Origin of the sequence: Nocardioides aromaticivorans (assembly GCF_013408525.1) — a bacterium.
GTDB lineage: Bacteria > Actinomycetota > Actinomycetes > Propionibacteriales > Nocardioidaceae > Nocardioides > Nocardioides aromaticivorans.
Window position 1 is genome coordinate 2,223,981 of sequence record NZ_JACBZM010000001.1, and the last position, 24,096, is coordinate 2,248,076.

The 24,096-nt window shown below is 67.7% G+C and carries 28 protein-coding genes and 1 pseudogene; 22 read left to right on the forward strand and 7 right to left on the reverse strand.

Annotated elements, in window-relative coordinates; translation table 11 throughout:
- Nucleotides 1-4: 4 nt before the first annotated feature.
- The 3 genes from BJ993_RS10440 to BJ993_RS10450 are packed head-to-tail and all read left to right on the forward strand — an operon-like array spanning nucleotide 5 to nucleotide 2,729.
- Nucleotides 5-730: a type 1 glutamine amidotransferase gene (locus BJ993_RS10440; protein WP_218864665.1), complete on the forward strand. Its 726-nt coding sequence runs from the start codon at nucleotides 5-7 to the stop codon at nucleotides 728-730.
- Nucleotides 727-2,106: an aminotransferase family protein gene (locus BJ993_RS10445; protein ID WP_179648720.1), complete on the forward strand. Its 1,380-nt coding sequence runs from the start codon at nucleotides 727-729 to the stop codon at nucleotides 2,104-2,106. The genes BJ993_RS10440 and BJ993_RS10445 overlap by 4 nt, the downstream gene beginning before the upstream one ends.
- Complete coding sequence (locus BJ993_RS10450) at nucleotides 2,103-2,729, forward strand: MBL fold metallo-hydrolase (RefSeq protein ID WP_179648721.1); 627 nt, start codon at nucleotides 2,103-2,105, stop codon at nucleotides 2,727-2,729. The genes BJ993_RS10445 and BJ993_RS10450 overlap by 4 nt, the downstream gene beginning before the upstream one ends.
- A 61-nt stretch (nucleotides 2,730-2,790) precedes the next feature.
- Here BJ993_RS10450 and BJ993_RS10455 read toward each other — a convergent pair whose 3' ends face one another.
- Nucleotides 2,791-3,420, reverse strand: a complete 630-nt coding sequence (locus tag BJ993_RS10455; RefSeq protein ID WP_179648722.1) for a GPR1/FUN34/YaaH family transporter — start codon at nucleotides 3,418-3,420, stop codon at nucleotides 2,791-2,793.
- Between the two features lie 173 nt (nucleotides 3,421-3,593).
- Here BJ993_RS10455 and BJ993_RS10460 point away from each other — a divergent pair, with 173 nt between their 5' ends.
- The 13 genes and pseudogenes from BJ993_RS10460 (at nucleotide 3,594) to BJ993_RS25380 (ending at nucleotide 14,193) form a co-directional block, all read left to right on the forward strand.
- Nucleotides 3,594-3,941 carry a metalloregulator ArsR/SmtB family transcription factor gene (locus tag BJ993_RS10460; RefSeq protein WP_218864666.1) on the forward strand — a complete coding sequence of 116 codons (348 nt, stop codon included), beginning with the start codon at nucleotides 3,594-3,596 and terminating at the stop codon, nucleotides 3,939-3,941.
- 35 nt (nucleotides 3,942-3,976) lie between these two features.
- On the forward strand, nucleotides 3,977-5,395 hold the full coding sequence (locus BJ993_RS10465; protein WP_308645706.1) for a substrate-binding protein: 1,419 nt from the start codon (nucleotides 3,977-3,979) through the stop codon (nucleotides 5,393-5,395).
- 223 nt (nucleotides 5,396-5,618) lie between these two features.
- Complete coding sequence (locus BJ993_RS10470) at nucleotides 5,619-6,224, forward strand: LuxR C-terminal-related transcriptional regulator (protein WP_179648723.1); 606 nt, start codon at nucleotides 5,619-5,621, stop codon at nucleotides 6,222-6,224.
- A 163-nt stretch (nucleotides 6,225-6,387) separates the two neighbouring features.
- On the forward strand, nucleotides 6,388-8,004 hold the full coding sequence (locus BJ993_RS10475) for an AMP-binding protein (protein WP_308645536.1): 1,617 nt from the start codon (nucleotides 6,388-6,390) through the stop codon (nucleotides 8,002-8,004).
- Between the two features lie 131 nt (nucleotides 8,005-8,135).
- Complete coding sequence (locus tag BJ993_RS10480; protein WP_179648725.1) at nucleotides 8,136-9,677, forward strand: amidase; 1,542 nt, start codon at nucleotides 8,136-8,138, stop codon at nucleotides 9,675-9,677.
- Nucleotides 9,674-10,378 (forward strand): nitrile hydratase subunit beta, encoded by a 705-nt coding sequence (nthB, locus tag BJ993_RS10485; protein ID WP_179648726.1) that lies wholly within the window; start codon nucleotides 9,674-9,676, stop codon nucleotides 10,376-10,378. Before BJ993_RS10480 ends, nthB begins: the two co-directional genes overlap by 4 nt.
- Nucleotides 10,375-10,974 carry a nitrile hydratase subunit alpha gene (gene nthA / locus BJ993_RS10490; protein ID WP_179648727.1) on the forward strand — a complete coding sequence of 200 codons (600 nt, stop codon included), beginning with the start codon at nucleotides 10,375-10,377 and terminating at the stop codon, nucleotides 10,972-10,974. Before nthB ends, nthA begins: the two co-directional genes overlap by 4 nt.
- Nucleotides 10,971-11,393, forward strand: coding sequence for a nitrile hydratase accessory protein (locus tag BJ993_RS10495; RefSeq protein WP_179648728.1), 423 nt, complete (start codon nucleotides 10,971-10,973; stop codon nucleotides 11,391-11,393). The genes nthA and BJ993_RS10495 overlap by 4 nt, the downstream gene beginning before the upstream one ends.
- A 17-nt stretch (nucleotides 11,394-11,410) precedes the next feature.
- A complete protein-coding gene (locus BJ993_RS10500) occupies nucleotides 11,411-11,608 on the forward strand; it encodes a CbtB domain-containing protein (RefSeq protein ID WP_179648729.1) in 198 nt (65 codons plus the stop codon).
- 5 nt (nucleotides 11,609-11,613) lie between these two features.
- Complete coding sequence (locus BJ993_RS10505; RefSeq protein ID WP_179648730.1) at nucleotides 11,614-12,399, forward strand: CbtA family protein; 786 nt, start codon at nucleotides 11,614-11,616, stop codon at nucleotides 12,397-12,399.
- A 635-nt stretch (nucleotides 12,400-13,034) separates the two neighbouring features.
- Nucleotides 13,035-13,415, forward strand: a pseudogene (locus BJ993_RS25370) (MFS transporter); the annotation flags it as partial.
- Between the two features lie 8 nt (nucleotides 13,416-13,423).
- Nucleotides 13,424-13,762: a hypothetical protein gene (locus BJ993_RS25375; RefSeq protein WP_218864668.1), complete on the forward strand. Its 339-nt coding sequence runs from the start codon at nucleotides 13,424-13,426 to the stop codon at nucleotides 13,760-13,762.
- Nucleotides 13,762-14,193, forward strand: a complete 432-nt coding sequence (locus BJ993_RS25380) for an MFS transporter (RefSeq protein WP_218864669.1) — start codon at nucleotides 13,762-13,764, stop codon at nucleotides 14,191-14,193. The genes BJ993_RS25375 and BJ993_RS25380 overlap by 1 nt, the downstream gene beginning before the upstream one ends.
- Nucleotides 14,194-14,718: 525 nt before the next feature.
- Here the strand turns inward: BJ993_RS25380 and BJ993_RS10515 are convergent.
- The 6 genes from BJ993_RS10515 to BJ993_RS10540 form a co-directional block, all read right to left on the reverse strand.
- Entirely contained in the window at nucleotides 14,719-15,456 is a 738-nt protein-coding gene (locus BJ993_RS10515; protein WP_179648731.1) for a nuclease-related domain-containing protein, read from the reverse strand.
- A gap of 122 nt (nucleotides 15,457-15,578) precedes the next feature.
- Nucleotides 15,579-16,817 (reverse strand): IS256 family transposase, encoded by a 1,239-nt coding sequence (locus BJ993_RS10520; protein ID WP_179652162.1) that lies wholly within the window; start codon nucleotides 16,815-16,817, stop codon nucleotides 15,579-15,581.
- Between the two features lie 394 nt (nucleotides 16,818-17,211).
- A complete protein-coding gene (locus BJ993_RS10525; protein ID WP_179648732.1) occupies nucleotides 17,212-17,505 on the reverse strand; it encodes a hypothetical protein in 294 nt (97 codons plus the stop codon).
- Nucleotides 17,506-17,700: 195 nt separating this feature from the next.
- Nucleotides 17,701-18,165 carry a RidA family protein gene (locus tag BJ993_RS10530; protein ID WP_218864670.1) on the reverse strand — a complete coding sequence of 155 codons (465 nt, stop codon included), beginning with the start codon at nucleotides 18,163-18,165 and terminating at the stop codon, nucleotides 17,701-17,703.
- The gene (locus tag BJ993_RS10535; RefSeq protein WP_179648733.1) at nucleotides 18,162-18,512 is read right to left on the reverse strand and encodes a RidA family protein; all 351 of its coding nucleotides are present in this window, start codon (nucleotides 18,510-18,512) and stop codon (nucleotides 18,162-18,164) included. The genes BJ993_RS10530 and BJ993_RS10535 overlap by 4 nt, the downstream gene beginning before the upstream one ends.
- Nucleotides 18,513-18,562: 50 nt before the next feature.
- Nucleotides 18,563-18,973: an ester cyclase gene (locus tag BJ993_RS10540; protein ID WP_179648734.1), complete on the reverse strand. Its 411-nt coding sequence runs from the start codon at nucleotides 18,971-18,973 to the stop codon at nucleotides 18,563-18,565.
- A gap of 405 nt (nucleotides 18,974-19,378) precedes the next feature.
- Here BJ993_RS10540 and BJ993_RS10545 point away from each other — a divergent pair, with 405 nt between their 5' ends.
- The 6 genes from BJ993_RS10545 (at nucleotide 19,379) to BJ993_RS10570 (ending at nucleotide 24,078) form a co-directional block, all read left to right on the forward strand.
- A complete protein-coding gene (locus tag BJ993_RS10545; RefSeq protein ID WP_179648735.1) occupies nucleotides 19,379-19,669 on the forward strand; it encodes a muconolactone Delta-isomerase in 291 nt (96 codons plus the stop codon).
- Nucleotides 19,670-19,745: 76 nt separating this feature from the next.
- Nucleotides 19,746-20,891 carry an ABC transporter substrate-binding protein gene (locus tag BJ993_RS10550; RefSeq protein WP_179648736.1) on the forward strand — a complete coding sequence of 382 codons (1,146 nt, stop codon included), beginning with the start codon at nucleotides 19,746-19,748 and terminating at the stop codon, nucleotides 20,889-20,891.
- Nucleotides 20,892-20,895: 4 nt separating this feature from the next.
- On the forward strand, nucleotides 20,896-21,672 hold the full coding sequence (locus BJ993_RS10555; protein WP_179648737.1) for an ABC transporter permease: 777 nt from the start codon (nucleotides 20,896-20,898) through the stop codon (nucleotides 21,670-21,672).
- Nucleotides 21,669-22,442, forward strand: coding sequence for an ABC transporter permease (locus tag BJ993_RS10560; RefSeq protein WP_179648738.1), 774 nt, complete (start codon nucleotides 21,669-21,671; stop codon nucleotides 22,440-22,442). The genes BJ993_RS10555 and BJ993_RS10560 overlap by 4 nt, the downstream gene beginning before the upstream one ends.
- A gap of 20 nt (nucleotides 22,443-22,462) precedes the next feature.
- Nucleotides 22,463-23,251 carry an ABC transporter ATP-binding protein gene (locus tag BJ993_RS10565; RefSeq protein WP_179652166.1) on the forward strand — a complete coding sequence of 263 codons (789 nt, stop codon included), beginning with the start codon at nucleotides 22,463-22,465 and terminating at the stop codon, nucleotides 23,249-23,251.
- An 83-nt stretch (nucleotides 23,252-23,334) separates the two neighbouring features.
- Nucleotides 23,335-24,078: a FadR/GntR family transcriptional regulator gene (locus BJ993_RS10570; protein WP_179648739.1), complete on the forward strand. Its 744-nt coding sequence runs from the start codon at nucleotides 23,335-23,337 to the stop codon at nucleotides 24,076-24,078.
- Nucleotides 24,079-24,096 lie beyond the last annotated feature (18 nt).

Consider the following 24,096-nt stretch of genomic DNA (forward strand, 5'->3'; position numbering starts at 1 on the left):
TGAGGTGCTGGTCGTCCAGCCCGACCCGCTCGACCCGATGTACGAGCTGGAGGGCTGGTTCACCGAGGCCGGTGTCAGCTGGACCTGCGTCCGGCCCTACGCAGGTGAGCCCGTTCCAGAGCGACTCGAAGCCGATGGCCTGGTCGTGCTGGGCGGGGACATGAGCTCGCTGGACGACGCGGGCTATCCCTGGCTCGAGGACATCCGGGCTCTGCAACGCGATGCCAGCGACCGAGAGGCTCCGAGCCTCGGCATCTGCCTCGGCGCTCAGTTGATGGCACAGGCGTTCGGCGGCCGCACCGCAGTCGGCGACCGGGGGTTGGAGACCGGAGTTGCCCGTGTCGAGTGGCTTCCTGCTGCAGCGGTCGACCCGGTGCATGCGGGACTCCCGCACCCCTTCCTGGCAGGCACCATGCACGGTGACATGGTCGCGGAGCTCCCGAAGGATGCGACGTGGCTGGGCACGGGGCCGGAGTACCCCCACCAGGCCTTCCGCGTGGGAAGGACCTCGTGGGGGGTCCAGTTCCACCCGGAGATCAACCATGCGGCGTACCTGACGTGGGTCCACGACCACCGCAATCCGAGCGAGCAGGACCGGGAGCGCCTGGCCAGCGGAGATGAGGACCTGTTGGCCCACGAGGACGTGGTCCTGCGCGGCAACCGCCGCCTGATCAGCAACTTCACCGGCGTGCTGCGTGCTGCGGCCGACCTCGGAGCTGCGAGCCGGTGAGCGCACTCCTGAAGCAGCACGTCGACCGCGCCTATCCGACCATCAGTCACGGCCAGGGTGTCTTCCTCTACGACACCGAGGGACGTCGGTACCTTGACGGAGCCGGCGGCGCGATGACCGCCAGCATCGGCCACGGCGTCCTGGAGATCGCCGACGCCCTCAATCGTCAGCTCTCGCGTGTCGCCTTCACCTATCGGACGCAGTTCACCAATGAGCCCGCTGAGGAGCTCGCCCGCCGGCTGGCCGCATTGGCTCCCGGCGACCTGAACCATGCGTTCTTCGTGAGCAGCGGCTCCGAGGCGACCGAGTTCGCCATTCGGGCGGCTGTCGGGCACTGGCGGGAGCGCGGCAAGCCGGAGAAGGTCAAGATCCTCAGTCGCGACATCAGCTATCACGGCATGACGATGGGTGCGCTCTCGATGTCCGGCCATGCCGCGCGGCGTCCCGACTACGGGACGCTGCTGCATCCCTTCCCCGTGGTGCCCGCGGTCCATGCCTTCCGCCACGCCCGTCCGGGCGAGAGCGACGAGCAGTATGCCGAGCGAGCGGCAGCGGAGTTCGAGGCCGCCGTGATCACGGCTGGTCCGGAGACCGTTGCCGGCATCATCGTCGAGCCGATCGTCGGCGCGGCGGGCGGCGTACTGGTGCCGCCGACCGGCTACCTGCAGCGACTCCGTCAGTTCTGCGACCGACTCGGCGTCCTCCTCATCCTCGACGAGGTCATCACCGGCATGGGTCGTACGGGCGACTGGTTCGCCAGCATCACCGAGGGTGTCGTGCCCGACCTGCTGGCCACGGGCAAGGGACTGAGCGCTGGCTACTCGCCCATGGGTGCCGTGCTGATGCGGGATCACATGGTCGAGGTCATCCGGGCAGGCAGTGGTGTGGCGCCGTTCGGGCACACCTTCTCCGGCAACCCGCTGGGTGCCGCGGCGTGCCTCGCCGTGCTGGACCACCTCGAGCAGAACGAGGTCCTGGCCAATGTCAGACAGCGCGGCAAGCAGCTGGCGGCCGGCCTGCTGCAGCTTGCCGTGCGCTTTCCCTTCGTGGCCGACGTCCGGGGCCGCGGTCTCCTGTGGGGCTTCGAGTTCCTCGCCGATCCCCTGGCCAAGGCTGCTCCTGACCCGGTCCATCAGGTGTCCGGGTTGTTCGTCGATGCCTGCTTCGAGCGGGGTCTCATCGTCTACCCCGCGGGCATCGCTCCCTTGAACAACGCGGTGATCCTCTCGCCACCGCTGACGATCAGCGAGGACGAGGTCGATCTGATGCTCGAGATCCTCGAGGGTGCCCTCGAGGAGATCTCCGGACAGGACTTCCTGAAGCCTGCCGTCGCTGGCGGCCAGGACAACCCGACAAGACAGGATGTGATCGCATGACCGACTCGAAGGGCGCACCCACCGGCGCCGTCGACCAGTTCGAGGTTCTCTTCGCTGGCTACGTGCCGCCGGCCGTGCCGTGGGAGGTGGGCACTGCCGGTTCTGTCGCGTCGACCGTGGCCTTCCTGCGCGACGGCGACCAGCTGATCGTCGTGGACCCCGGGTTCGTGCCCAGTCGGGGATCGATCCTCGATCCTCTGCGGGAGTTGGGCATCGAGGCGGGTGACATCACCGATGTGGTGTTCAGCCACCACCATCCGGACCACACCTTCAACGTGGCGCTCTTCCCGAACGCGCAGGCGCATGACGTGTGGGGCATCTACCGCAACGACCAGTGGGTGATGCGGCCCGCCGAGGGCTTCCAGGTGTCCGAGAACGTCAGCCTGATCCAGACCCCGGGGCACACCGACCAGGACATCACGACGCTCGCACGCACCGCGGACGGCCTGGTGGCGTTCACCCACCTCTGGTGGACCGAGTCGCGGCCTCCCGGCGACGACACCGTGGGCACAGACCAGGACGCCTTCCACACCAGTCGTGCACGTGTGCTCGACATGAAGCCTGCACTGATCGTGCCGGGCCACGGAGCGGCGTTCGCGCCGTCGGAGACCACGCCTCGCTGACTCGGTGGTGCCGGCGGCCGTGAGGGCGGGACCACTCACGACCGCCGGTGCTCAGGAGGGCTCAGGCCGTGACGACCGGGCGCCCGAGCGGCAGTGGCTGCCCGCCGGTCGCCTGCCGCACGGTGCCCAGGAAGAGGTAGGCGCCGATGGCGGCGAAGCTCAGAGCCGTGAAGCCGGAGGCCTTTGCGGCACCGGTGTTGTTGCCGAGGACGCCGACGATCTGCAGGACGAGGGTCAGGTCCACCAGGGCGAGGACCGCGGTGAAGCTCAACGGAAGGCGGAGCGAGCCGAGGGTGAGGACTCCGACGACCACCAGCCAGCTGATCAGGAACAGTGCCTGCGTGTGCTGGATGTCCTCGAGCGGCACCGGCAGCCATCCGTGCGTGAGGCCGAGCACGAGGCCGGCGTAGCTCGCCCAGAAGCCCGCGAAGACGCCGAAGACCGCCGCGACCGCGTTCTGGCCGAGTCGAGCTGCCCAGACAGTGGCGATCAGGGTGCACACGGCGCTGGCCGCGAGGATGATCGCGAGCGGCGCCGCCGCGGCGGCGGCCGAGACGAATCCGGTCAGTTGCAGACCGAGGGCGACCGATCCGACGACGAAGCCTGGCAGGCCGACAGACAAGGGATCGCCCGTCGGGGCCATGGCCGTCGATCCGGCCTCGGTGGTGGCGGGGGCGGTGTCTGCACTCATTTGGAGCTCCTCTCAGTGCCACGGCGTGGTGCCGTGACGAACTGGTCGGCGAACCTATGGAGCGCTCCCAGCATATGTCAATGATTTCTGACAAATTGACATGTTGCCGTGGGTTCGAAGGCGCGGTAATCTGTTGTTGTGTCATCACCCATTGACACGTTGAGGAGGTCTGGATGATGGGCGCACCCGCCCAGGACGCGTTCGACGCACTGTCCGATCCGACGCGGCGCGAGATCCTGCGCCTGCTCGCGGAGAACGGCGAGATGACCGCGGGCGAGGTCGCCGACAGCGTCTCTGCTGTCGGCCGTACGGCTGTGTCGAGCCACCTTCGGATCCTGCGTCAGGCGGGGCTGGTGGTCGAGCGCCGCGAGGGGCGCTTCCGTCATCTTTCGCTGGACCCCGAGGGTCCGGTGCGCGATGCCATGTCCTTCCTGTCGGTGTTGCTCGGTTCAGGTGTTCCGACCGACTCGGCAACAGTCGAGTCGAAGGCGATGAAGGGGTCCCGGGCGCGTTCTGCGTAGCGATCCGGGCTTGGGGGTGACGGTCCTTGGGCGAGGTGCTCATCACGGCGACGCGCGAGCTGCGCCATTCGCCGTTCGAGGTCTTCAACCTCTTCGGCTCGGGCTGCGGGGGTAGCTGGCTCTTCGACGCCCGGTGTGACGTCGTGCGGACGGGTGTCCCTGTGGGCATCCGGTTGCCGTCGGACGGTCTCTCCACCGGTTCAGTCGACATCCTGGGCCGGTTCGGCCGAGTGGTCCCGGGGCGGCTCGTCGAGATCGTCCACGACCAGCCCTGGTCAGGTCGCCTCAAGATCTTGATCCGTCCCGGTCCCGACGGAGGTTCACTGGTGTCCGTCACCGGCGACGTGGACCAGAAGGGCATGGACTGGTTGCTGCGCCGGCGGGGCTGGCCGATGCCGTCGCATGTGGATGCCGGCGTCCATCGCATCGGTCTGCTCACCAGCAAGTCGGGACCGGGCGCTGTGTTCAGCGTGGCTTCCGAGTACATGGCGGAGCTGGCCGTCGAGGAGATCAACGCTGATGGAGGTCTCGACGGACGTCCGGTGGAGCTGGTCGTCGGCGATGACGAGACGAATGCCGATCAGGCTGCGCGGGAGGCTCGACGGCTGATCGCCGCTGGATGTCGATCGATCGTTGCGAGCGTCACGAGCGCCAGCTTCGGCTCGGCGGTCGATGCGCTCAGCGGAACCGGTCGTCCCGTGATCCACTCCTTGCTGAACGAGGGCGGCGCGGGTGCGGGTGATGTGCTGCGCTGGGGAGAGCGTCCCTTCGACCAGGTTCGTGCGGCGGCCTCGACGGTCATGAACAGCGCTGCCGGCAAGCGGTGGTACATGATCGGCAACGACTACCGCTGGGCGCACGGTGCCCATCTCGCTGGCGAGCGGGCACTGGCGGAGGTGGGTGCCACGATCGTGGGGAACCAGTTCGTGCCGCTCGGTACCGAGGACTTCGAGTCCACCTTGGCGGGCATCGAGCGGAGCGGTGCGGACTGTGTGCTCTCGACTCTGGTGGGAGCGGACGAGGTCGCCTTCGAGCGGCAGACGTGGGACCAGGGCTTCCGGTCCCGTTGGCAGACGCTGTCGTTGGTGATGGAGGAGTCCGCGCGGGAGAGGATCGGCGATCAGGCATCACAGGGGATCTGGACGGCCCTGGGCTACTTCGAAGCACTCGACACCCCCGAGAACATCGAGCTCGTGGGCCGCTACCGCAGTCGGTACGGCGAGCTGGCCCCGCCGCTGTCCTCGCTCTCCGAGTCGGTCTACGAGGCGATCGTGCTCTATGCGTCGGCGGTTCGTCAGAGCCGTGGGGACGAGAGCACGGTGACCAACATGTTGCGCCGCAGCCGTGGACGCATGCCTCGGGGTGCGGTCCGGTCCGAGGGCCCTCACCGCATGCGGCAGGACCTCTACGTTGCCAGGGCCGAGTCCGGCGGGTTCCGCATCCAGAACGGTTGAGCTTGCAGTGCCCGATGAAACCTCCTGGAACACTGGGGTCTGGGATTCCGCGGTCCGGCGTCTTCGCTCCGAGGCAGGCGCCTCGGTGGCCTTCGGCGGTGCGGTCGAGGGCGAGCGGCTGAGGCTCGCCTGGATCGACGGGGCCAACGCCGGATCCCTCAGAGGCCTCGAGCTCCAACGCGGACGGGGGCTCGGAGGGCGGGTGTGGGCGGAGCAGCGAGCGATGGCCGTCGACGACTACTACGGCACCCAGCGCATCTCCCACGACTACGACCGACAGGTTCGCGCGGAGGGCCTGACAACGATCGCCGCAGCGCCGGTGCGCGTCGGGCGGTCTGCCCGAGGTGTCCTCTACGTAGGCTTCCGCGCCGCGATCGTGGGCGATCGGACGCTGGACGTCGTCATCAGGGCATCGCGTGCTCTCGCCCACGAGATCAGTGTCGAGGAGGAGATCCACCGGCAGGTGGAACTGCGGACCGCGGAGCTCAGGCGACGCCACGAGGAGATGGCCGCGCGGGCGCGCCGGCTCCATGCCGGTCTGGTGGCGATCCGCAGCTCCACCACCGACGACTGCGCGCGCGATGCCGCAACCTTGTTGCTGGAACAGATGGCTGTCGCCGGCGGTGGGACTGCGCCACTGTTGACGGCCCGCGAAAGGGATGTCCTCGCGCTGGTTGCCACGGGGCTGACCTACGCCGCCGTGGCCGAGCATCTCGGACTGACGGCCCTCACGGTCAAGTCGTACATGCGCGACGTTCTGTCACGGCTCGGCGTGGGGTCGCGGCACCTGGCGGTGATCGAGGCCAGGCGGTTGGGGCTCGTGCTGTGACGGTCGTCGCGCTCGCCCCCCATGGGGGGGTGTTCGGAGCGGGCTCGGTGGTTGAACCATCTGCCGCATGGAAGCCACTCACGCTCTGCGCTCTGCGCGCGACCTCCTGATTCGTCACCGTTACGACCGCGCTGCCGCCCTGGAGGACTTTCGCTGGCCCGATGTGGGGTCGTCGTTCAACTTCGTGCACGACTGGTTCGACACCTATGCGCGTGGCAACGAGCAGCCCGGGCTCGTGATCGTCGAGGAGGACGGCGCGCGGGCGTCGTACACGTTCGGTGAGCTGGTCATGCGTTCGGAGCAGGTCGCGAACCATCTGTCCGCGCTGGGGGTGCGGGCAGGTGACAGCGTCGTGGTGATGCTCGGCAACCAGGTCGAGCTGTGGGAGTCGATGCTCGCGCTGATTCGGCTCGGCGCGGTCATCATGCCGACCACGACGGCGGTCGGCCCGGCCGAGCTGGTCGACCGCCTCGCCCGCGGCAACGTCCACGCGGTGGTCTGCAACGCCGCGGACGCCCCGAAGTTCGACGAGGTCCCCGGCGACTACCTCCGGGTCGCCGTCGGCGAGGCGCCCGAGGGCTGGAGCCCGTACGCCGCTGCCTTCGCGACCCCGGCCGCCCCCGTCCCGCACCCGGGCAACGCCAGCGACGACCGCCTGCTGCTCTACTTCACCTCCGGTACGACGAGCCGGCCCAAGCTGGTGGAGCACACCCACACGTCCTACCCGGTCGGGCACCTGTCGACGATGTACTGGCTGGGCCTGCAGCCCGGCGACGTGCACCTCAACATCTCGAGCCCCGGCTGGGCGAAGCACGCGTGGTCGAACTTCTTCGCCCCGTGGCTGGCCGAGGCGACCGTGTTCGTCTACAACTACGCCCGCTTCGACGCGGCCGCGCTGCTCGAGCGGATCCGGAGCGAGGGCGTGACGACCTTCTGCGCCCCGCCGACGGTCTGGCGGATGCTCATCAACGCCGACCTCTCCGGCGGCAAGGGCGCGCTGCGCGAGGCGATCGCCGCCGGCGAGCCGCTCAACCCCGAGGTGATCAGCCAGGTCGAGAAGCACTGGGGCCTGACCATCCGCGACGGGTTCGGCCAGACCGAGATGACCGCCGCGATCGCGAACCCGCCGGGCCAGCCGGTGAAGTCGGGCTCGATGGGCCGCCCGCTGCCGGGCGTCCCGGTCGTGCTGGTCGACCCGCTGGAGGGCACGGTCGTCGACGGCGTCGGGGAGGGCGAGATCTGCCTCGACCTGGCGGTGCGCGACGGCGCCGGGCCGCTCACGCTGATGACCGGGTACCAGGGCGACGCTGCGAAGAACGCCGAGGCGATGGCCGGCGGTTTCTACCACACCGGCGACGTCGCGGCCCGTGACGAGGACGGCTACGTCACCTACATCGGGCGCACCGACGACGTGTTCAAGGCGTCGGACTACAAGGTGAGCCCGTTCGAGCTCGAGTCGGTGCTGATCGAGCACCCCGCCGTCGCCGAGGCGGCCGTGGTCCCCGCGCCCGACCCGGTGCGGCTCGCGGTCCCGAAGGCGTACGTCGCCCTCGTCGCCGGCCACGAGCCGACGGCGGAGACGGCGGAGTCGATCCTGCGCTACGCGCGCGAGCACCTGGCGCCGTACCTGCGGGTGCGACGGCTGGAGTTCCACGACCTGCCGAAGACGATCTCGGGCAAGATCCGCCGGGTCGAGCTGCGCCAGCGCGAGAACGAGGTCGAGGGCAACCGGCCGGCGGGCGAGTTCCGCGACGAGGACTTCCCTGCACTGAAGGGCTGATGGCGAGCGATGTTTCCGGTAACAGCGAGTTCCCGTTTCAATATGTCGCGATCTGTTGACATATGGACGGATTGACACTTCACTTGGCGTGACGCGGACCACAACCCGCGCATCCGAGAGAGGAAGGTCGCATGCCGATCGAGAAGCCGACCGTGGCCGCGATGGCCGAGCTCGCCGCTGCCGCAGGCCTGGGGATCGACGACGCCGACATCGTCACCTACCAGGCGGTCGCCGACGGACTGCTCGAGTCGTGGAACCGGGTGGAGGAGCTGTACGCCGACCTCGCCCCCAGCGTGCCGGAGCGCACCTGGGTCCGACCGGCTGAGGGCCACAACGAGCTCGGTGCCTGGTACGTGCAGACCGACCTCGCCGAGGCGGCCGAGGGGCCGCTCGCGGGTAGGACGGTCGTTATCAAGGACAATGTCAGCGTCGCCGGCGTTCCGATGATGAACGGTTCGTTGACCGTCGACGGCTACATCCCGGCCGAGGATGCGACGGTGGTCCGACGCCTCCTCGCCGCCGGGGCGACGATCGCGGGCAAGTCGACGTGTGAGGACCTCTGCTTCTCCGGGGGGTCCCACACGAGCAAGCCCGGTCCCGTGCGCAATCCCTGGGACCGGGAGCGGTCGGCCGGCGGCTCATCGAGCGGCAGCGCCGCACTCGTCGCCGGCCGTGAGGTGGACCTGGCGCTCGGTGGCGACCAGGGCGGATCAGTACGAATTCCTGCCGCCTTCTGCGGCATCGTGGGCCACAAGCCGACCTTCGGTCTCGTTCCCTACACGGGCGCCTTCCCGATCGAGCAGTCCATCGACCACCTGGGCCCGATGGCCCGCACCGTCGAGGACGTCGCGACGATGCTCGACGTCATCGTCGGCGTCGACGGTCTCGACCCGCGGCAGCCTGACGCGACGGCGCCGGCCGACTACGTGCAGGCACTCACCGAGTCGGCCTCAGGTCTGCGCCTCGGCGTCGTCACCGAGGGCTTCCAGCTGGCCAACGCTGATCCCGCAGTCAACGAGGCCGTGCGCGCAGCCATTGCGCAGCTGGTGTCCGCAGGGCTCGAGGCCGAGGAGGTCTCGATCCCGTGGCACGCCTACGGACCGGCGATCTGGGATGTGATCTCGGTCGAGGGAGCGACCTGGCAGATGGTCGACGGCAACGCCTACGGCATGAACTGGAAAGGCTACTACGACCCCGACCTGATCGCACACTACGGGCGCCGCTGGCGCGAGGACCCCAGCCGGTTTTCGGAGACCGTCAAGCTCGTGATGATGGCCGGTCGGCATGCACTCGACAACGAGTTCGGGCGCCACTACGCGATGGCGCGTGGCCTCGAGTCACGCCTCGCGGCGGCGTACGACACAGCCCTCGAGAACTACGACGTGCTGGTGATGCCGACGCTGCCGATTACTGCGAGCAAGCTCCCGGCCGCTGACGCCGAGCTCGCCGACACCCTCGGCAGGGCCCTCGAGATGCTCGCCAACACCGCGCCGTTCGACGTGACGGGCCACCCGGCCTGCTCCGTTCCGGCCGGTCTCGCAGATGGACTTCCGGTCGGCCTCATGGTCATCGGCAGGAAGTACGACGACGCCACGGTTCTACGCGTGGCGCACGCACTGGAGAACGCGGTCGGTGGGTTCCCGCTGCCGGCCGCCGAGAGGAGAAACGCATGAACGGGGTGTTCGACCTGGGAGGCACCGACGGACTCGGTCCGATCGATCCTCCTGCCGAGGAGCCGATCTTCCGCGCGGAGTGGGAGAAGCCGGCGTTCACGATGTTCGCCGCCTGCTTCCGTGCCGGCTGGTTCGGCGTGGACCAGTTCCGCTACGGCATCGAGGTGATGGACCCGGCCGTCTATCTCAAGGCGCCGTATTACGAGCACTGGCTCCACACCTTCGAGTACTACGGGATCGGCGGGGGGCACATCGACGAGGCCGAACTCGACCGGCGTACCCAGTTCTACCTCGACAACCCGGATGCACCGCTGCCCGAGCACGAGCAGAGCCAGGAGCTGATCGACTTCGTGAACGCGGTCGTTCCGGCTGGTGCACCTGCTGGCCGTCCGACGGACAAGGAGCCGCGGTTCAAGGTCGGGGATGTCGTGCGCATGGGCATCGACGTGCCCTTCGGCCACAGCCGTCGTGCCGGCTACGTCCGCGGCAAGACAGGGGTGATCATCAGCCACCACGGCTCGTTCATCTACCCCGACTCCGCGGGCAACGGACACGGCGACGCTCCCGAGCACCTCTACACCGTGCAGTTCTCGGCCGAGGAGCTGTGGGGTGCGCAATACGCCGACCCCAACGGAAGCACGTGCTTCGACGTCTGGGATCCCTACATCGAGCTGGTCGAGAAGGAAGGAGCGGTCGCATGAGTGGCCTCGTGAAGTCGCAGGAAGAAATCGCCGCGCGCGTCAAGGCGCTGGAGTCGATGCTCATCGAGCAGGGCGTGATGACGACGTCGATGGTCGACCGGATGGTCGAGATCTACGAGAACGAGGTCGGACCGCACCTCGGCGCCCAGCTGATCGCCAAGGCGTGGAGTGACCCCGAGTTCAAGGCTCGCCTGCTCGAGGACGCCACCGAGGCCGCGAAGGAGCTCGGCATCAGCGGTCTCCAGGGCGAGGACCTCGTCGCACTGGAGAACACCGACGACGTCCACAACGCCATCGTGTGCACTCTCTGCTCCTGCTACCCCTGGCCGGTGATGGGGCTGCCCCCGAACTGGTACAAGGAGCCCCAGTACCGGTCCCGCATTGTCCGCGAGCCCCGCAAGGTGCTCGCCGAGGAGTTCGGGTTCGACGTACCGGTGGACAAGGAGATCCGGGTCTGGGACTCGAGCTCGGAGATGCGGTACTTCGTGATGCCCCAGCGTCCCGCCGGCACCGACGGTTGGTCCGAGGAGCAGCTCGCTGCCCTGGTCACCCGCGACTCGATGATCGGTGTCGCCCCGGCGAAGGCCGCATCATGAGCGTGGGTACCCGTGATCGGCCCTCGGCAGAGGAACGCCGGGCTGTCGAGGACCTCGTCTGCGACATGCCCGGCGTCCGGGCCGGCGATCTCGCGTTCGACGAGCCGTGGGAGATCCGTGCCTTCGCGCTCGCGGTCAGCGCCCACAAAACCGGACAGTTCGACTGGTCGCAGTTCCAAGGTGCGCTGATCGCATCGATCTCGGCCTGGGAGAAGGAGAACCCGGGCCTCGACGACCCGTCGTGGTCGTACTACGAGCACTGGGTCGCCGCCCTGGAGCAAGTCCTGGGGAACCAGGGGGTCCTCCTGCTCGACGAGCTCGACGGACGAACCCTGGACGTGCTCGCCGTACCGGCCAACCGCAACCACCACGAGGCTCACACCGAGCCCATTGCCGTCGACCCGGCCAACCGGGCCTGACGGGAAAGGAGACCACCATGTCCAACGCATCCGTCGCCGCCACCAAGGCGGCCATCGCAGTCCCCGCCTGGGTCTGGGCCGTCGCGGCCTTCGCCCTCTTCGGTGCCTACTTCCTCGTGCAGGAGAACGGCGCTCTGCTCTCGGCGAATGCTGCGCAGTTCCTGCACGAGTTCACCCACGACGGCCGCCACGCCCTCGGCGTGCCCTGCCACTGATCCTGATGCGGACCACGTGGACGCAGCGCCTCGTTCGGGGCGGTGCGAGCGGAATCGCAGGGGGCACGGCTGCGGCTGTGGTCCTGTGGATGGCAGTCGAGCCGGTCCTGTCCCGCGCGATCGCGTTGGAGGGCGCAGGCGCCGACGCGCACGATCACGCGGGATCGGAGGGCGCCCACAGCCACTCCCACGAAGCCGGCGAGGTCGTGACCCGGCTGCAGCAGCAGATCGGCGGCACCCTGACCGTGATCATCGTTGCGGCTCTGATGGGCCTGGCCTTCTCGGTCGTCTATGCGCGGTCGCGGCATCGCCTTCCCGGGCGCACGGACCTCGGCAAGTCGACTGCGCTCGGTATGCTCGCCTTCGTCGTCATGGCCTTGCTGCCCGCTCTCGTCATCCCGGCCAATCCCCCCGGCGTCGGTGATCCGGACACCGTGAACTACCGCACGCTGTGCTACTTCGTGGTCATCGGGCTGGGAGTTCTCGTCGTCGGCGCAGCCTTCGGGACTCAGCGCTTCCTGGAGCGGCGGGGGACTTCGTTGGGACTGACGTGGCTCGCTGTGGCTGCGGTGGCGACGCTGGGTGCGGGCGCCGTCCTGCTGTTCGCGCCGGGCCCGGCTGACGTCGTACCCGGCTCCGTGCCGGCGGCGCTGCTCTGGGACTTCCGGGTCGGGTCGCTCGCCCAGCTCGGGGCAATGTGGGGCGTGATCGGCCTGGTGCACGGGGCGGTCACTCACCGAGCTGAGGTGGCTCGCCCAGGGGCCGGGCGACCGATGGCCGTCCGGGCGTGACCCTCTTCGGAGGCGTCGTGGCAGACCGTGACCAGTGCCTGGTCACGGTCTGCCGTGGCTGTTGTTGCGGCGACGTCGGCCGCCATCCTGACGTCGACCACGCCGCACAGGTCAATGCGCTCATCCATGGTCTGCGTGGCCGTGCCGAGGTGCGGGTGAGTACCTGTCTGCTGGTCTGCGGGGAGTCGAACGTCGTCGTCGTCTCGCCAGCGCCCTCCGCGCGTGTCGAACGGAGAGCTCGACCAGTGTGGCTCGGCGGGGTTCTCCAGCCCTCGGTGATCGACGCGATCGTCGAGTGGGTACGCCGAGGAGGACCGGGACGGGCCGAGATGCCGTCAGTCCTCACGGCGAGGGTGACCGAACCGTTTCGCGCCCTTATACCCTAGGGGGGTATTCCGGACGTATGGACACCGCTACGCGGAGATCAGCCTCCATCGCACTGCTGGTGATCACCACGGCGCAGCTGATGCTGGTGCTGGACGACTCGATCGTGAACATCGCGCTGCCGAGCATCAAGCGGTCGCTCGACGTGGAGCCGGTCGACCTGCCGTGGGTCGTGAACGCCTACATCGTGGTGTTCGGATCCCTGATCCTCGTCGGCGGACGCATCGGGGACGTGTGGGGGGCGTCGCCGCACCTTCTCGACGGGGGTCGCGGTCTTCGTGGCAGGGTCGCTCGCCGGGGGCATGGGGCACAACCTCGAGACATTGGTCGCCGCTCGCGCCCTGCAAGGCCTCGGTGCCGCGTTGGCGGCCCCGAACGCGCTGGCGCTCATCGCGACGTCGTTCCAGGACAAGAAGATGCGCGACACCGCGCTGTCGCTTTATGGCGCCATGTCCGGGCTCGGCATCATCGCCGGGCTCTTCCTCGGGGGAGTGCTGACTGAGGTCGGGGGCTGGCGCTGGGTGTTCTTCATCAACGTGCCGATCGGCCTTCTCGTGCTGTGGGGGAGTCGGTCGCTCACTGCTGCCGTCCCGTGCCGGGGCCACTTGGCGGCATCGGTGCGGCGTTCGTGAACGGGGGCATGCTGACGATGACCTACGGGATCACGCGCATTGGCGAGGACGGTCTCTCCGACGTGCTCGGTCCGCTCCTGATCGTGGGCGCAGCGATCCTGTTGGCTCTCTTCGTGCTGTCGCAGGCGAAAGTCCGTCGCCCACTCCTCCCGCTCGGAATCCTGGCAGACAGGTCCCGATCCGGCGCCTACCTCGGCATGCTCCTCCTGGCCATCGGTCCGATGGGCACGTTCTACGTCATCACGCTCTACCTCCAGGACGCGCGGCACTTCACCCCCGTCGAGGCCGGAACCGCGTGGCTGCCATTCGCGTCGGGATCGTGGTGGGTGCGGCACTGGCTCCTGTGATGATCGGCCGGACCTCCGTCCGTGCGGTCGCTCCCTCGGGCGCGCTGCTCAGCGCGATCGCCATCCTTTGGTTCTCCAGGGTCGGCGAGGAGACGTCGTACGGGACCCACCTCGCGCCCGCGATGTTCCTGCTCGCGGTGGGGTTCGGATTCGGCGTGATGGCCCTGACCCAGGCGGCGGTGTACGACGTTCCCGAGGACCGCGCAGGTGTCGCTGCCGCCGTGCTCAACGCGGCACAGCAGGTCGGGGTGGGGCTCGGGCTGGCACTGCTGGCCGGTGTCGCCGCGGCCGCCACGGGCGGGAGCGGTCAAGGTGCAGCGGCCTTGGTCGACGGCTATCAGCGGGCGTTGGAGGTGGCGACCGTGATCCTTCTGCTGGCCGGAGTCGTCACCGCGCTGCTCCTCAGGGGCAGGGCGCAGCCCGCCCGATGATGCTGACGGCGGGTGGTGGAGGGCGACACCGCCTTCGTCACCTGGCTGCCGTGCGTCAGCTGGGTGGTCGTGACCGCAGGTTCTGAGTGATCGCCCGTGATGCTGACATCAGCAACTGACCGATCGAGTCGCATCGGGTATCGACGGTCTCGCGGCCGGGAAGTTCTCCGACGAGACAGCGCGGACGACCTGGGCAGGGGCGACCATCTGAGGACCACCGACAAGCGCAGACGTCGCCGGGTGCATCCTCTCCAATGCCGGCTCGATGTAGCGGTTCCGACCCCTTCAGTCACGAAGGCGCTTAGGCGGGTGTCGTCTTGGTACGACTCTTGGCGGCTGAGAGCACGGAAGCGCTTACCCCCGGCGTAACCCCACGGTGCAATCACTACGGTTTCATGCGTTGTTTTGCCCGCACTGCAGGCGTGAATCCGACGAGCGAGGGCCCGGGAAGCCATTCGGAGTGAGACGCCCAGGCAGAGGTGCTGCCTATCGCCGCCTTAGACCGCACCGCCTCCGAGCGATCCGTCATGAGGAGAGGGCGCGGATCACCATCTCGGACACCTGTTCGATGCGATCTTCGGAGATCTTCGTCGGTTGCGCGAGCAGCCACTCGGCGACCCGGTCGCCGTGCACAAAGGTGCACCGATCTTTGGCCACACCTTGAGGGAAGTTCGCCCACAACACCATGACGGGCACGATCCACACGTTCAGCCGCGACGCAGCGAGTACTCGATCATGCGTTTCCTTCGCCAGAGCGATCACGTGGCCCGCGCCGGGATGGGCGTAACCCAGCGTCGGATTGTCGAGTCGCTGAACGGCCACTCGCCCCTCGCTGACGGTGACGGTGCCGTTGATCCGCTTCGAGTCCAGGAGGAACACTCCACCTGGTCCGACGACCAGGTGGTCGATGTTGCCGTGGTGAGCAGGCAGGTCGTGAGTCACTACCCACCCTTCGGCCTTCAGCGGTGCGACAGCAGCCGCGGTCGCCTCTTCGCCCCACGCGCCCGCCTGCCAGTTCTCGATCCATCCGGGTGGGCTCATGCGTGCGAAGAGGTAGAAGCAAAGGGCGGCTCCCGCAAACACGCCGGCGATCCAGGCGAGGGCCGGCCAGGTGGCGGCGATTGCGAAGGAACCGACGATCACCGAGCCGCAGATCGCCCCGACCGCAAGGAAGAGCTTGCGGTTGCGGCGCCGCCACGATCGGGTCAGGGCGTCGTACTGTGCCTGGCTGGAGCGTCCAGGTTTGCCCACGGGCGAGGACATGTCATGAGCATGGCGAATCGCTGCGGCGCGCGAGGTGGAATCAGGAAGGCTCGCGAGCTGCGATGTCCGCGGCCGAGGACAGAGCCCCGTGGGGTGGTGGGCTTTGAGGTGATCCTCGGTGCCTACGCGTCGCCGTTGTCGATGGCGGCGACGGGTTCAGTATCGCTGGTGTCGTAGAGCTTGGCCATGGAGCCTTCTGAGAGGTAGCGCCGTTCGCCGGCGATCCACTCGTCGTGCATGTCGATAAGCACGGCTCCGACGAGCCTGATCACGGCCGCGGCGTTGGGGAAGATCCCGACGACGCGGGCGCGGCGTTTGATCTCCTTGTTGACTCGCTCGAGCGGGTTGGTCGACCAGATCTTGCGCCAGTGCTCGCGCGGGAAGCCGGTGAAGGCGAGGACCTCGGCCTTCGCGTCGTCCATGTACGGGCCGAGCTTGGGGAACCGGGCGGCGAGTTCGTCGCGGGTCTTGTCCCACGCTGCGTCGACGTCAGCGGGCGTGGGTTGGGCGAAGATCATCCGGAACGCGGTGGCCACGAGCTCGGCTTGGCCCTTGGGGACGTGGGCGAGGAGGTTGCGGGCGAAGTGGACCCGGCACCGCTGGTGTGCGACGCCCTGGAATGCCCGAGAGAGGGCCTTCACAAGGCCTGAGTGCTGGTCTGAGATCACCAGCTTCACACCGGACAGGCCGCGCTGTTTGAGGCTGAGCAGGAAGCTGCGCCAGAACACCTCGTCTTCGCTGTCGCCGACGTCCAGGCCGAGGATCTCCCGCTCACCGCGGGCGGTGACGCCGGTGGCGACGACTACGGCCATCGACACGACCTGCCCGCCCTTGCCGGGCTGATTGCGGACGTGGAGGTAGGTCGCATCGAGGTAGATGTAGGGGAACTCGACGTGGTCCAGGGCCCGGGTCCGGAACGCGCCGACGGTCTCGTCCAGGCCGGCACAGATCCGGGACACCTCGGACTTGGAGATCCCGGCGCCGCCCATCGCTTCGACCAGGTCGTCGACCGCTCTGGTTGAGATGCCGTGGACGTAGGCCTCCATCACGACCGCGTACAGGGCCTGGTCGATGCGGCGGCGGGGCTCGAGGATGATCGGGAAGAACGAGCCCTTCCTGAGTTTGGGGATCCGCAGCTCGACGTCGCCGGTCTTGGTGGTCAGCATCCGCGGGCGATGGCCGTTGCGTTCGGTCGTACGGTCCTCGGCGCGCTCGTAGGGGGCAGCGCCGATGCGTTCGGTCGCCTCGAGCTCGATCAGTTCCTGCAACGCGACACGGACCGATTCACGAACCAGATCCACGCCGTCACCGGCACGGAACGCATCGAGGAGCTCAGACAGGGCAGACTGGGGCAAGGCCATCGGTGGACCTCTTTCTTCAGTGAGTGCTTGGCCGTACACACCGAAGATCCCGCCGATGGCCGTCTACGTGCTGACGCCCCGCCGCTGCTCCCTCAAACCCCACCACTCCCAGGGACTCTTACCATCCCAAGCGACCGGTGGCGGGGGAGCGATTCGCGAACGCATGCAGGCTGGCGGCCATTCGGTGCGAAGCAAAGCAGGGGCGTAACGCTGTGATTCGTTGGCCAAGCGCCGTTCTAGCATGCGTGCCGCGCATTTGGCAGGGCTGTGAGGACGGACGGGGCGAACCGGAATCGGACTCGTCAACGGTCGTCACAGGCAACAGGTGAAGATCGGCAGCGTCCAGGATCGAGACGGAGACAGTCAAAGCAGGCGACAGGCCAGCCGGTCCAAGTCAACGCGGCGAACGTAGCCATGGTCCCGGCGAGGAGGTATGCCCAAGCAAGCCCGCGGAAGAATGCCGCCCGGTTTCCTCGATGGAATCCGGGGTCCAACTGAGCCGGAGTTCCGGTTTGACCTGCCTGCGCTCGCGATGGGGCAGCGCTCCGACGAGGTCGTCCTCGTCTGCCGCTTCTACAAGAAGTCCCTTCTGCGAGGCTGCGAGATGGGGCGCAGCAAGGAACATCTGCATTCCAGTTCCGACGGTCAGGAGAATGGACGGATCGATGTCGGCCAGAGTGTTGGCCACGACGCCTACTTCCGCACCTGCGGTGTGCGCGAGGAGATAGCGCGGTCACAACGATCTCCGGGTTAACCGCGTGGCGTTCGCGCCGCTGCTCCCATTCCGCGGAGCTGCGCCCTGAGGTTCTTGGTGACGGCGGTGCCGCTCCGAGCGGGGGCCGAGTGGTGGGGCAACTGGGCGGGCCACAAGGGGGCGGACAGGTCAGCGCTCGTGTGTCGCGCGACGCTCAACCCAGGTCTGTAGGGCGCGACGCAAGGGTCCTGGTCGTCGAGCCCATGCTTCGATCTCGACGAGCGCACCGAACGGCAGCCGAACGCCCGCGGTCGTCCGGGCTGGCAGGCGATCCTGATCGAAGAACTCCAGGTAGACCCGATTCATCCTGTCGAAGTCATCGATGTCAGCAAGGTAGATCGTCGTCTTGATGACATCGCTCATTCGCAGCCGGTGCTCGCCCACGACGGAAGCCACGTTGCGAAGCGCCTGGCGTACTTGGGCCTCGAGCCCGCCGCCGACCAGCCGGAAGTCGACCTGGCCGAACTGGCCGGAGACAGCGAGGAGTCGTCCACTTGCCACGCCCCTGCGTAGTGGGAACGGGTAGCCCACCGGCGCGAAGATGGCACTCGGGCGCAGCTGGACCTCCTCGATTGACGGGGTCGGGTCGGTCACTGCGCCGAATCGATGGGAAGGTACGCCCACGCCTCGACCTCGACGAGGGCCCCGAACGGCAGACCGCTGACGGCGCAGGCCGTGCGCGCCGGCAGGCGGTCCAGGTCGAAGAACTCCAGGTACACGTGATTCATGGCGGCGAAGTCCGCGATGTCGGAGAGCAGGATGTTGGTCTTCACCACGTCGCCCATAGAGCCCCCGTGCGGTTCCAAGGCGTCGCGTAGGTTGCTGAGTGCCTGACGGAGCTCGTCCTCCATCCCGCCGGTGACCAGGCGGAACTCCCGATGGCCGACCTGCCCGCTGACGACCACCCAGTCGCCCGCCCGGACCGCGCCTCGCAGGGGCATGGGATGCCCCGTCGGAGCGAAGGACCCCGCGGTGCGCTCCGGAGGCCGGCTCACGCCACGCCTGACTGGAGCTGCTCGATGTGGTCGTAGCGGTCGTAGTGGGCGCGCTTCTCGCTGATCAGGCCGTCCTCGATTGTGAAGAGATTCAGCATCGACATGCGCAGATGAGCCCCTCGAGGTTCGACGCCGTAGAACTCCTTGCACTGATCCCCCTCGAAGATCACGTAGGCGGCCACCTTGTCGCCCTCGCCGATGGTCTCCACCCCCATGCTGAATCCTTTGAAGGCGTCCAAGTGCTTCTTCTCGGCCGCAACGAAACCGGCCGCCCCTGGCCGGGGAGTGTCGATCTGGTTGTAGAAGACGAACTTCTCGTGGCACATCGCTGCTGCGGCGTCGTAGTCCTCGCGCACCAGCGCGGCGTAGAAGTCGTGCACCAGCTGCTTGTTGTCCTGAACGGTCACGGGATCACCTCGTAAGAAGAGCTCGACGAGGGAGCTGACGGTGGGCGGTCAGATCACGTCGAGGGGGACGGTACGACGACGGCAGGCTGCCGCGGCCGCGCAGGCCCTGGAGCCTTCCCCAGCGCCTGGGGCGCGCCCCGGATGTGGGCGGCCAGGTCCCGATGCAAGACCCGGCCGGTCGTCCGGGGCAACCTTCGGGTTCCGCGGAATGGAACGTCGCGGGGCAGAAGAAAAAGGCCGCCGGAACCTGTTGACGGCGCCGATAAATGGCACTTAGGTTCACGCCAAGAACCATTTAACTGCTGGCTTCTCATCCCCGCAAACTCCGGCGGCTGTGATGACGCTCTCATGCCGGCCCCGTCCGTACGACGACTTCTGACGCCCTTCCCCTTCAAGGAGATGCACGTGCTCTACCTCGCCCGCCTCGAGACCTTCTTTCCCGCTGACATCGATCCGACGCTCCGTGACGACATCGTCAGCCGGGAGAAGGCATACGGTCAGCAGCTCCAGGCCGCCGGCAAGATCGCCCACCTGTGGCGCGTCGTCGGGCCGAAACTGGCAAATCTCACGATGTTCGACGTCGAGTCGAACGAGGAGCTGCAGGAGATTCTCGCCGCCCTCCCGATGCGGTCCTACATGGACATCGAGGTCACGCCGATCGCCCGGCACCCGTCCGTGATCCACCAGGCGAGCTGAACTCGTCGGCACCAAGTCCCACGAGGCGGAACCGCGCGTTGGCCAGATCCTGCCTCGCTGGTCGCACCATCACCGGGTGCCCTCGAAGAGGGACACCGCATCCACTACGACCTCCAGCGGTACGGCTCGGGTCGCCGCCCACTTGAAAGGAACAACCACTTCCATGCGATCATCCATCAAGGGGATGGCGCTCCTCGCCGTCTCGGCGGTGTCCGCGTTCTGCCTGGCTGCCTGCGGCGGTTCCTCGGACGAGCCCGTCACCGTCGCCTCCAGCTATGACTGCGCGAAGCCGGACTCCTCGAACCCCGCGGACATCACCATCGTCGGAATGCCCATCCTCAGCAACGGCGCCCTCTACCTCGGCGAGGACAAGGGCTTCTTCGCCAAGCACGGTCTCAACGCCAAGATCTCCATGGTCCCGTCCCCGCCCGCCGCGGCTTCCGCCGTCGTCGGCGGCAGCGCCGACTTCGCGTTCGGTACCACGATGGGGCTGTTGCAGGCCGTGGAGCAAGGGCAGGACCTTCGCGGCGTCGCGCCCTTCGCCGGCATCGAGCCGGGGTTCTTCGACAAGATGCAGGCGGGAGAGGCCGGCTACGAGACGGGGGTCAATGCCCTTCTGGTCCAGGAGGACAGCGGCATCACCCGGCCCAAGCAGCTCGAGGGCAAGACGGTGGCGGTCGCTGACCCCGCGCTGTCGTCGTTGCTCACGAGGGCCCGCATCAAGATGGACGGAGGCGACCCCGACAAGGTCAAGTTCGTCGTCATGACCGGTCCGGATGCCTACAACGCCGTCATCGCCGGCAAGGTGGATGCGGCCCAGAGTTTCCAGCCCATCATCCAGGGCTTCGAGGGCAAGGGCCTCAGGAACCTGTCGTGGCTCGAGGTCGACGTCCTGCACGACGGGCCGACCTCGATCATCATCTCGACGTCGGAGTTCGTCCGGAAGCACCAGGACGTCGTCGCTCGCTTCAACTGCGCCATCAAGGAAGCGGCCGCGTACAGCAACGAGCACCCGGAGGACATCCGCGCCGTCACTGCCCGGGAGCAGAAGGTCGATCCTGCCACGCTCAAGAGCGCACTGGTGCCGTACTTCTACACCGAGATCGACGTCGAGGGCGTGCAGCGGATCGAGGACCTGATGGTGGACCTCGGCTTCCTGCGCAAGCGGCTCGCCGACGACGACGTCCTGGTTTCGGTCGAGAGCGACGCTGAGGTTTCGTGAGGTCATGAAGGGCAAGCTCGCCTCGAGACTGGGCCTGGCGGCCTCGGGATTCGTGCTGTGGTTCGCGATCTGGGAGTGGGCGACAGTGGCCGGTCCATTGCGGGACGTCTACGGGATCCCGACCGCTCGCGAGACCATCGGCGAGGTCGTGACGCTGGCATCGGACGGCACGTTCTGGGAGGCCGTCGCGCAGACACTCGGGACCACGGTGGTTGCGCTCGGCATCGCCACGGTCCTGGGTGTGGCACTGGGAGTGGCCATGGGCATGTCCCCGTGGGTCAGTGCTGCTCTCGGGCCCCTCACCCAGTTCCTGCGGCCGGTCCCGGCGGTCGTGGTCCTTCCACTGGTGCTGTTGATCGTGGGGCCGACGACGGAGCTGGCCATCGTCCTGGCCGTGATGGGTGCCATCTGGCCGATCCTGATCCAGTCCCAGGTGGGAGTTCGCGACGTCGACCCCGTCGCCCTCGACACGGCACGCGCCATGGCCCTCTCGAAGGGCCTCACACAGACCTCGGTCGTCCTCCCCAGCGCCTTGCCCTACGTCGCCACCGGGGTCCGGATCGCAACGGGGGTGGCGCTGATGATGTGCATCGGTGCCGGCATCCTCGGAGGGTCGCCGGGACTCGGGCGCTCGATCGCGGTCGCCCAGCAGTCCGGCGACCCGGCCAGGGTCTTCGGGATGTTGCTCTGGGCCGGCGTGATCGGGCTGCTGCTCAACGCCGTACTCGCGTCTGGGGAGCACCGACTGTCAAGGGGCCGCCGAGAGGAGGTCGTGACATGAAGACGGTGATCCGTTGTGCGGTGGGATGCGCGATCCCTGCCCTGCTCGTCGCCGTCTACGCGCTCGTCACGACCTCGGCGCCGAGTCCCTTCTACCCGCCAATCGGCGACATCGGCCAGCGATTCCGCGAGCTGTGGGTGTTCGAGTACGTCGGAAGCGATGTCGTGCCGAGTCTCCGCAACATGGCGGTCGGCTTCGCGCTGGCGGTGGCGGTCGGACTTGGATCGGGGGTGGTGATGGGGCGCGTCAGGGTCGTGGGTGATCTCCTGCTTCCCCTCGTCACGTTCGGACGGTCGATCCCGCCGATCACCCTGATCCCGCCGCTCGTGCTCGTGCTGGGCATCGGCGATGCGTCCAAGATCGCCATCGTCGCCTTCGGATGCGTCTTCCCTGTGTGCCTCGCGACCATCGACGGCATGCGACAGACGGATGACGGCCTCCTGGACGCCAGCCGCTCGATGGGCCTCAGCCGCGCGATGACCTTGCGCAAGGTCTACCTACCGTCGGCCATGCCGTCGATCTTCGGGGGTGTCCAGGTCGCCGTGCAGCTGGCGCTCGTCCTGATGATCGCCAGCGAGATGGTCGCTGCCTACCGAGGGCTCGGCTTCATCACGATGCAGGCTCAGCTCTCGTTCGACGCTCGCACCGTCTGGGCCGGGATCGTTCTGCTCGCCCTCATCGGATTTGCCCTTCATCTGCTCTTCTTGTTGGTCCAGCGCCATGTTCTTGCCTGGCACATCGGCCTCCGAGCGCAGAGCTCGTCGAAGTAGAGGAAGAACCAGTGACCATCATGAATGCCGTGACCACCCGGTTGTGCGTCGAGAGCCTCGACAAGCAGTACCAGCAGGGAGTCCCCGTCCTCGTCGACATCACCTTCGACGTCCGCGCCGGCGAATTCGTCTCGATCGTCGGGCCGTCCGGTGCCGGCAAGTCGACACTGTTGCGGTGCCTGACAGGACTCATGCCTCCGTCAGGAGGTCGGGTGGTCCTCGACGGCGAGGTCCTCCGGGGGCCGAGCCAGAACATTTCGATCGTGTTCCAGGAGTACACCCGCTCCCTGATGCCCTGGCTGACGGTGGAGAAGAACGTCGGGCTGCCGCTGAAGGCGCGCGGCGTTCCCCGTTCGGAGATCGAGCGGCGCGTTGCCGACGTGCTGGTGAGCGTGGGGCTCACCGGCACCGGTTCGAAGCATCCCTGGCAACTCTCGGGGGGCATGCAGCAACGTGTCGCCATCGCGCGTGCCCTGGTGACAGAGCCAGAGGTCCTCGTGATGGACGAACCGTTCGCGTCGGTCGATGCCCAGACTCGTCTGGAGCTGGAGGACCTCACGAGGGCGATCCAGCGGGAACGGTCCGTTACGGTCGTCCTGGTCACGCACGACATTGACGAGGCGGTCTATCTGTCTGATCGGATCGTGGTCCTCTCCCGCAACCCGGCCAGCGTCGTCGAGGTGATCGAGGTGGGGCTCGGAGACGACCGCGACCAGATCAGTACCCGCGGGATGCCCCGCTTCGGTGAGCTCCGCTCACACGTGCTGGGCACGATTCGAGACGTCCAGGATCGAGCGCGCGCCACGTGAACGGAGCTCGCGCAGTCGACGTGACGGTCGCCGACCATGTACAACCGTCGAAAGGCATCACGCGGACCACAGGAGGAGCGACGGTGACCCACACCGGACTTCGGACGGTGCGGGTCGCAGCGATCCACGAGCTGGTCATCGACGAGATCCGGCGAGCGGTCGAGATGTGGGTCTATCGTCCGGGTGACCTGCTGCCGTCCGAGCGCGACATGGCCGAGGCCATGGGGGTCTCCCGGAACACGGTGCGCACCGCCACCGCCATCTTGGAGAGCGAAGGCTTCCTCTCCGTGCGGCGCGGCCGAGCAGGCGGCTACAGGGTCGAGGATCCCGCACTGGCTGACGACCGTGGTGAGGAGATTCGACGGCGCCCACAGGAGGTCCAGCGAGTCTGGGACTACCGCATCGCGGTGGACGTCGGTGCGGCCCGGCTTGCTGCTGAGCACCGCACCGCGGCGGACCTGCGGGAGCTCCGGCGTCTGCTTCAAGAGCTTGCCCCGGCCTACCGCGTCTACGAGCGGGAGAAGTCGCTCGACAACGCTCGGAAGGTGCAGGCGCTGGACTCCCAGTTCCACGTTGCCATCGCCCGGTCGACGTCGAACGACTTCATCGTCGATGCCGTGCTCGACGCCCGTCGAAGGCTGTGGGTCGCCTACAGCTCCTATCTGACTCGCCTGGACCCGGACTCGGAGCACCGCCGTGTCGGCATCGTGGACGCCCTCCGGCGCCGGGACGCCGACCTGGCTGAGCAGTTGATGCGCGAGCACCTGACTGCGGGCCGCGGACAGTTCGAGCGCTGGCTCGCGAGCTCAGACGAGCCCCCCGCCTGATCATCGACTCCTGACCTT

Bases quoted from the DNA above. Each gene is read 5' to 3' on its own strand.
- BJ993_RS10450 (WP_179648721.1), top strand. From the start codon at position 2,103: ATGACCGACTCGAAGGGCGCACCCACCGGCGCCGTCGACCAGTTCGAG.
- BJ993_RS10455 (WP_179648722.1), bottom strand. From the start codon at position 3,420: ATGAGTGCAGACACCGCCCCCGCCACCACCGAGGCCGGATCGACGGCC.
- BJ993_RS10460 (WP_218864666.1), top strand. From the start codon at position 3,594: ATGATGGGCGCACCCGCCCAGGACGCGTTCGACGCACTGTCCGATCCG.
- BJ993_RS10470 (WP_179648723.1), top strand. From the start codon at position 5,619: ATGGCCGTCGACGACTACTACGGCACCCAGCGCATCTCCCACGACTAC.
- BJ993_RS10480 (WP_179648725.1), top strand. From the start codon at position 8,136: ATGCCGATCGAGAAGCCGACCGTGGCCGCGATGGCCGAGCTCGCCGCT.
- nthB (WP_179648726.1), top strand. From the start codon at position 9,674: ATGAACGGGGTGTTCGACCTGGGAGGCACCGACGGACTCGGTCCGATC.
- nthA (WP_179648727.1), top strand. From the start codon at position 10,375: ATGAGTGGCCTCGTGAAGTCGCAGGAAGAAATCGCCGCGCGCGTCAAG.
- BJ993_RS10495 (WP_179648728.1), top strand. From the start codon at position 10,971: ATGAGCGTGGGTACCCGTGATCGGCCCTCGGCAGAGGAACGCCGGGCT.
- BJ993_RS10500 (WP_179648729.1), top strand. From the start codon at position 11,411: ATGTCCAACGCATCCGTCGCCGCCACCAAGGCGGCCATCGCAGTCCCC.
- BJ993_RS10505 (WP_179648730.1), top strand. From the start codon at position 11,614: ATGCGGACCACGTGGACGCAGCGCCTCGTTCGGGGCGGTGCGAGCGGA.
- BJ993_RS25375 (WP_218864668.1), top strand. From the start codon at position 13,424: ATGCTGACGATGACCTACGGGATCACGCGCATTGGCGAGGACGGTCTC.
- BJ993_RS25380 (WP_218864669.1), top strand. From the start codon at position 13,762: ATGATCGGCCGGACCTCCGTCCGTGCGGTCGCTCCCTCGGGCGCGCTG.
- BJ993_RS10515 (WP_179648731.1), bottom strand. From the start codon at position 15,456: ATGTCCTCGCCCGTGGGCAAACCTGGACGCTCCAGCCAGGCACAGTAC.
- BJ993_RS10520 (WP_179652162.1), bottom strand. From the start codon at position 16,817: ATGGCCTTGCCCCAGTCTGCCCTGTCTGAGCTCCTCGATGCGTTCCGT.
- BJ993_RS10535 (WP_179648733.1), bottom strand. From the start codon at position 18,512: ATGCCCCTGCGAGGCGCGGTCCGGGCGGGCGACTGGGTGGTCGTCAGC.
- BJ993_RS10555 (WP_179648737.1), top strand. From the start codon at position 20,896: ATGAAGGGCAAGCTCGCCTCGAGACTGGGCCTGGCGGCCTCGGGATTC.
- BJ993_RS10560 (WP_179648738.1), top strand. From the start codon at position 21,669: ATGAAGACGGTGATCCGTTGTGCGGTGGGATGCGCGATCCCTGCCCTG.
- BJ993_RS10565 (WP_179652166.1), top strand. From the start codon at position 22,463: ATGAATGCCGTGACCACCCGGTTGTGCGTCGAGAGCCTCGACAAGCAG.